The organism is Acinetobacter sp. GRABPA_MV_2 (assembly GCF_056725885.1).
In genome coordinates, this window is the sequence record NZ_JBWZNA010000031.1 from 23,780 (window position 1) to 29,779 (window position 6,000).

A 6,000-nucleotide genomic window follows, 5' to 3' on the forward strand; every position below is an offset into this window, starting at 1 on the left:
CTCTATCGTCAATGCAAGTTTATTACGAAACGTATAGAATGACTCGAGATGGGTATAACAATGATTAATCGTTAGTGAAATTTTATGGCTCAAACGCAAAGTATAGTTAATTCAACGTTAAAGAAATTATCAAAAATAGGTTTATACGGAAAAAAGGTCACTTCTGCCACGGCCGCAATTAGTGAAGGTTTTTATCTAGTTTATCGACATGGGCTTTATAAAGATCCTAATAATCCTGTAAATACACGTTATGTCCAATACTTTTGCCGCCGTTTATGTCAGGTTTTCAATTTAGATATAGAAGTACATGGCACAATTCCTAGAGAACCAGCTTTATGGGTAAGTAATCATATTTCTTGGTTAGATGTTGCGGTTCTAGGCTCAGGTGCACGAGTTTTCTTTCTGGCTAAAGCTGAAATTGAAAATTGGCCTATTCTTGGAAACTTAGCCAAAAGTGGTGGAACGTTATTTATTAAGCGTGGATCTGGGGATTCAGTCAGAATTCGTGAGCAAATTACTGAATTTTTAAAACAAAATATTCCAGTATTATTTTTCCCTGAAGCGACAACTACAGATGGACATTCTGTTAAAAAAGTTCATGGACGATTACTGGGTGCAGCGATTGAAGCACAACGTCCAGTACAGGTATGTTTAATTTGTTATGTAAACAGAGATGGGCAATTAGATACGGTTGCACCATTTATTGGGGACATGACATTTGCTGAACATATTCAACGTGTACTAGAAATGCCGAAAGTAACTGCTCATTTATTAACTTTGCCTCCAATTTCAGTGGAAGGACATGACGTCAAAAGTTTAACGCGCGAAGTTCAAGAAAAAATGGTAGAAGGTTTGGCTCAATTACATCGAAAAGTACTTAAGCCAAAAACTTAATTACATAAAACCTTCAATTGGCAGCCATGAAAGAAACTTCATGCCTGCTTTTTGCCACCATTTCATCTCAGGTTCCTGTCTATAAATTACAGGGCCATTTGGAGTTTCTTGTTGCCAATAAATATGATTGTTAGCGTCGAGCTTTAATTTATAAGCATATTTATTTAAATTTTCATCCATTGTATGGTGAATGGTTTTAGCCAACGATGGGCTGTCTAAAATTACGCCAATTTCAGTATTTAAGTAAGCTGAGCGTGGATCAAAGTTAAATGAACCGATAAAAACCTGCTCATCTAATGCCATAAGTTTAGTATGCAAACTTGAACGGCTTAAACCTTTCATATTTACTTTAGCTTTAGTTGCAAGCTCATCTGTATTTTTATTTAAATCTCTTTTATCGGGTGTTGGTAAAAATTCATAAAGTTGTACGCCGTTTTTAAGCAGCTCTTTACGATATTTCCCATAAAAGGCATGTACAACAGCAACGTCATTCGCTTTGAAAGAGTTCGTTAAAACTCGAACCTCAACCCCTTCTTTGGCAAGGGTGCTTAAAATCTTGGCACCTTGTTTTTCAGGAATAAAATAAGCAGAGATTAAATCAACGTTGCTTTCTGGCTTTTCCAAGTGGTTAATTAATTGGAAATTCAGGTGTTCTTCTTTTTTAGCTTTCGATTTGATTTTATCAGGTGAGTCCTTTACGACTTCTGCTTTGACCCAATCGAATTGAATATTATGATTTAACCATTGATCAAATGCGTGGGATTTGGCGGTTAAGTTTAGAAAGTTTTGAACAGTTGCTTGTTGATAGTGTGCTTCGAGTTGTTCTTTTAATCCTTCATAGCGTAAACGATGCTGCTCAGGACTTACGATACTTTGAACTGAATATGCATATTCATGATTCCAGTAATCATCAAATGAATTCACAATATCATCAACAGCAGCACCTACCAACATTACATCGACATCAGAAAACTGATAGCTATCGCTTACATTGTAATATTGATTGGTCATGTTGCGCCCGCCAATAAGAGCAACCTCATTGTCGGCAATAAAACTTTTATTATGCATACGACGATTGATACGTTTTAAATCCAGCACCATATCCATTGCACGATATTTGCGGAAACGGTAGGGATTAAAAAGCTTAACTTCAATATTTTTATGCTGAGAAAGGGCAAGTAAAATCCCTTCCATTTTTTTTGCATTATTGTCATCAATAAGAAGTCGGACTTTTACACCTCGATCAGCTGCACGAATAATGGCGTGCAAGGCTAAAGCACCAACTTTGTCATTATCCCAGATGTAATATTGTAAATCTAAAGTCTTTTCGGCTTTATCAATTAATCTAAGTCGAGCCGCTAAAGCCTCCAGCGGATCATTTAGAACATGGAAGCCAGTTAACTTTGGATTTTGCTGACGTAAAGGTGTGATAATTTTGGCAAGTGAAGTCTCAGAGGTATCAATATCTTTTGCATATTGTACTGGTTCAACACCATGTTTTGGCAGAGTACTACATCCTGTCAAACCCACAGCAAAACTTGAACATAGGACTATAGAGGCTTTTATCAAAAAGCCTTTAGCTTGTTGATTCGTTTGAAGCTGTTTGGAATGAAAGGATTGTGCCATAATCAGTACATACGATAAGGTGAGCTAGAGTATAATTCGTGCATATTGAAAGATAAATATTGAATTTGATTACTAGCAATCAATATAAGATAAGTCGAGAGTCGTAATGTGGAATCCAAATTCAATCATTTTTTGTTTTTACTTTATTTTTTCAATACTTGCTCTATGGGGAATTTCTGAGGCTTGGATTCATCAATCACGAACCGAGACGATTCATCCATTTAAAGCTTTTGTACATCTACTCGCATTTTATCTCTCTTATCTACTTATTCCTCTCTGGTTTTTTAATTTATATGCTGCTTGGATCGGTTACTACTCAATTCATCAAGGTGTTTTCATCTTTTTCTTAAGTGGGGTATTAATTTATGCCCGATTTATCGAACCTCATTTAGTCCGTGTTGATACTCATCAATATCGTTTAAACCCAGATCGTAGTTTTGATAAGCCAGTAAAAGTAGCTTTAATCGCAGATTTACATATTGGTTTGTTTTCAGGACATGAACGTCAACTCAAAACCATAGTTAGAAAATTAAATGAACAGCAACCTGATTTAGTCGTAGTTGCTGGTGACTGGACATATGAACCAGAAGATAGACTAATTGAAGAGTTAAGTGTTTTAAAAGAAATTCAGGCGCCTGTATATTCAGTTCCTGGAAATCATGACGAGCAATATCCTGGCCCGCCAATTCAACAATTATTAAAAGATGCATTATTTTATAATGAAGTCGTGGATATCGAAGGCAAGATTGTTGATTTTGAAGAGTTTCGTTTGATTGGTATTGGTGATCTTTGGGCAGGAAAAACTGATATGCGTTCCATGCCAGATTTACCGCAGGACAAACCTTGGTTAATTTTGTCTCATAATCCAGATACAGTAGATATGGTACCTAAATTACCGAATCGACCATTAATGTTATCTGGACATACTCATGGAGGGCAGGTGGAGCTTCCATGGTTGACTAACTATATTATGAAAAAAGTATCAATTTTAGGCCATAAACGTGGGTTTTATTCTCATGAGCATGCGGATGTCTTTGTTACCGTCGGCACAGGAATGGTTGGAATCCCTTTACGCTTTAGAGTGCCACCAACCATTGATATTATTGAGCTAGTTTAAAATAAAAAAGCCAATCACAAAGGATTGGCTTTTTTATAAATTGAAAATTATGGGATAACGACAATTGCAACACGTCGGTTAATCGCACGATTTTCATTGGTTGTATTTGGCACATAAGGTTGCGTTGAACCGCGACCAATCACATAGATATTTTCTTTTTTAAATCCGCGGGCTAAGAAAAGATTTGCCACACTTTGTGCTCGCTCTTCAGATAACTTTTGGTTATATGTAGCATCACCAACATCATCAGTGTGACCCACAATTTTCAATTTATTTAGGTCATATTTATTTAATTGGTTTGCTAGACGTGCTAATTCAGCTTCATGGCTTTGTTTTAACTCTGCATTATTAAAGTCAAATAACAAACGTTCTGGTAAACCTAAAGTCCATCCTTCATCAGTAAGAACGAACCCTTCTTTTTTGAGCAACTTTACTTGACGATATTTTAATGGACCAAAACTCAGGCACCCTGCAAGAGTAATGCATATCAATGCAATAAAGGAGAGTTTCAAAGATCTTGTATTCATAGATTAGCCTAAATTTAATTTTCAGGTTTATAGATAAACCAGTGTTCATCCGAATTTTTAGCCTTATACATTGCCTGATCTGCTTGCATAATGAAATCTTCGGGGCTAGATGCAAATTGTGATAAAGCAATACCTACACTAAAACTGAAATAAATAGTTTGACCATTTAGATGCAAAGGTTCTTTACAGCTTTCGAGTAAATTTTCAGCAATAGATATTAAATGATCAGCATGGCTAATGGAATGCAAAATAACAGCAAATTCGTCGCCACCTAACCGAGCGATAAAATCTTGATGGCGTAGACGAGTTTGCAAGCGATTAGCCATTTCTTTTAAAACTTCATCTCCAGCTAAATGACCAAACTGGTCATTAATTGCTTTGAAGTTGTTGTTATCTATAAATAATAATGCAGACTTATTGTCGAAATCCTTATCATCAAACATGTCTAAAAGAATTTGGTAAAAATAATGTCTATTAGGCAACAAGGTGAGCTGATCGTGATGAGCTTGAAAGGATAATTTACGATTTTCCTTTTGTAACTGATTATCCCATATCTGAATTTCTTCAAGTAACTCGTTAAATACAGTATTTAAATCTTGAAATTCTTTAATACGATTATAAGGAAAGCGAAGATTGTAGGCTTTTTGCTCACTTACAATTTGAGCAATATTAGTAAGTGGATAAATAGCCTGCATAATTTGGCGATAAGTTAGGTTTACTGACCACCATAAAGCGCAAACAATAAACAACATCGCAATTGCAAGCCCTACCATAATCATTTTGAGGAACTGCAATATTTTTTCAGAACTACCAAAAAGTGTTAGCTCACCTACATTTTGTTCATGATGATAAATTGTAAGATGAACGGGTTCGTTTAAAAACCAATGATCAAACCAACCTTCTAAAATTGAAGTTTGACTAGATAATTTAAAGCTTTGAGCAATTAAATGATGTTCCGAGTCATAAATATGAATCGTACGAATTGAATGATCCTTCGTATACTCATTTAAAATTTGTTCTATTGTAATTTTATCATTAAATACTACAGCGGGTTGAATGCGCTCTAATAGAGTGTGACTAAGCAATTGCAAATTTTGTTTGGCATAAGTTTCCATTGTAAAAACAGAAATTGATACAAACGTAAAAGAGCAAATAAAAAAAGTAATAGCAAAAATAGTAAATTGAGATTTTCTAAATAATGCATGTAGTGAAGTGGATTGATACAACTTTGATATCATAACCCTTACTCCGCATTCTTAGCCAAGAGTAATACTCTCGGATCAATATGAACTTTGGAGTGACTTAAAGCATCTAAGTTAACTTTAAATGTTGTGTAATTATTCTGGTTATATAAACAAAAGATACTTCCTATTTCGCACTCTGAATTATTAATGCTTAAAGAAAGTAAAGAGCGATAAGGATAGTTTTGAATAAGATTTTGTTGTTGCTGTGGAGAGGTAGTAGAAAAGTAGACAGCTTGACAATGTGACCGAGCAAAATCTTTCGCATTTACAGTTTGAACACGATAATTATAAGACATTTGCTGGATGTAAGATTGAAATGTAGATGTAATAGAAGGGTTATCAATAATACACAGCGTAGGAGTGTTTACATTCTCCCATTTGCTATAGCTTAGAATAGATAAAGTAAGTACATAGAAGTTATGTTTTGAATTGGCATAACAAGGCCCACTCGTAGCAAACACTACAAGTATGCAAACAAATACTTTTTTAGCGAACTGCCACATGATGAGTTAATGCCAAACTATTGCACGAATAATCTATTCTACATGAAGTTGGTAACGTAAAAAAAGTTTAATATCTCATCTAAAATTGA

6 protein-coding genes are annotated in these 6,000 nt (G+C 35.0%); 2 read left to right on the forward strand and 4 right to left on the reverse strand.

Going from position 1 to position 6,000, the window contains the following annotated elements; genetic code table 11:
- Positions 1 to 84: 84 nt before the first annotated feature.
- The gene (locus tag ACXM0J_RS17970) at positions 85 to 894 is read left to right on the forward strand and encodes a lysophospholipid acyltransferase family protein (RefSeq protein WP_086265536.1); all 810 of its coding nucleotides are present in this window, start codon (positions 85 to 87) and stop codon (positions 892 to 894) included.
- On the opposite strand, the gene ACXM0J_RS17975 is transcribed toward ACXM0J_RS17970, so the two are convergent.
- Entirely contained in the window at positions 895 to 2,520 is a 1,626-nt protein-coding gene (locus tag ACXM0J_RS17975) for a phospholipase D family protein (RefSeq protein WP_086265535.1), read from the reverse strand.
- A 106-nt stretch (positions 2,521 to 2,626) separates the two neighbouring features.
- Here ACXM0J_RS17975 and ACXM0J_RS17980 point away from each other — a divergent pair, with 106 nt between their 5' ends.
- The gene (locus ACXM0J_RS17980; protein WP_086265534.1) at positions 2,627 to 3,637 is read left to right on the forward strand and encodes a metallophosphoesterase; all 1,011 of its coding nucleotides are present in this window, start codon (positions 2,627 to 2,629) and stop codon (positions 3,635 to 3,637) included.
- 47 nt (positions 3,638 to 3,684) lie between these two features.
- Here the strand turns inward: ACXM0J_RS17980 and yfiB are convergent, their stop codons facing one another.
- The 3 genes from yfiB to yfiR are packed head-to-tail and all read right to left on the reverse strand — an operon-like array spanning position 3,685 to position 5,911.
- Positions 3,685 to 4,164: an outer membrane lipoprotein YfiB gene (yfiB, locus tag ACXM0J_RS17985; protein ID WP_086265533.1), complete on the reverse strand. Its 480-nt coding sequence runs from the start codon at positions 4,162 to 4,164 to the stop codon at positions 3,685 to 3,687.
- A gap of 14 nt (positions 4,165 to 4,178) precedes the next feature.
- On the reverse strand, positions 4,179 to 5,402 hold the full coding sequence (gene dgcN, locus ACXM0J_RS17990; RefSeq protein ID WP_199964148.1) for a diguanylate cyclase DgcN/YfiN: 1,224 nt from the start codon (positions 5,400 to 5,402) through the stop codon (positions 4,179 to 4,181).
- 5 nt (positions 5,403 to 5,407) lie between these two features.
- Complete coding sequence (yfiR, locus tag ACXM0J_RS17995) at positions 5,408 to 5,911, reverse strand: regulatory sequestration protein YfiR (RefSeq protein WP_130174282.1); 504 nt, start codon at positions 5,909 to 5,911, stop codon at positions 5,408 to 5,410.
- Between the last annotated feature and the right edge of the window lie 89 nt (positions 5,912 to 6,000).

Coding starts and splice junctions, on each gene's coding strand:
- ACXM0J_RS17970 (WP_086265536.1), top strand. CDS start 85: ATGGCTCAAACGCAAAGTATAGTTAATTCAACGTTAAAGAAATTATCA.
- ACXM0J_RS17975 (WP_086265535.1), bottom strand. CDS start 2,520: ATGGCACAATCCTTTCATTCCAAACAGCTTCAAACGAATCAACAAGCT.
- ACXM0J_RS17980 (WP_086265534.1), top strand. CDS start 2,627: ATGTGGAATCCAAATTCAATCATTTTTTGTTTTTACTTTATTTTTTCA.
- yfiB (WP_086265533.1), bottom strand. CDS start 4,164: ATGAATACAAGATCTTTGAAACTCTCCTTTATTGCATTGATATGCATT.
- dgcN (WP_199964148.1), bottom strand. CDS start 5,402: ATGATATCAAAGTTGTATCAATCCACTTCACTACATGCATTATTTAGA.
- yfiR (WP_130174282.1), bottom strand. CDS start 5,911: ATGTGGCAGTTCGCTAAAAAAGTATTTGTTTGCATACTTGTAGTGTTT.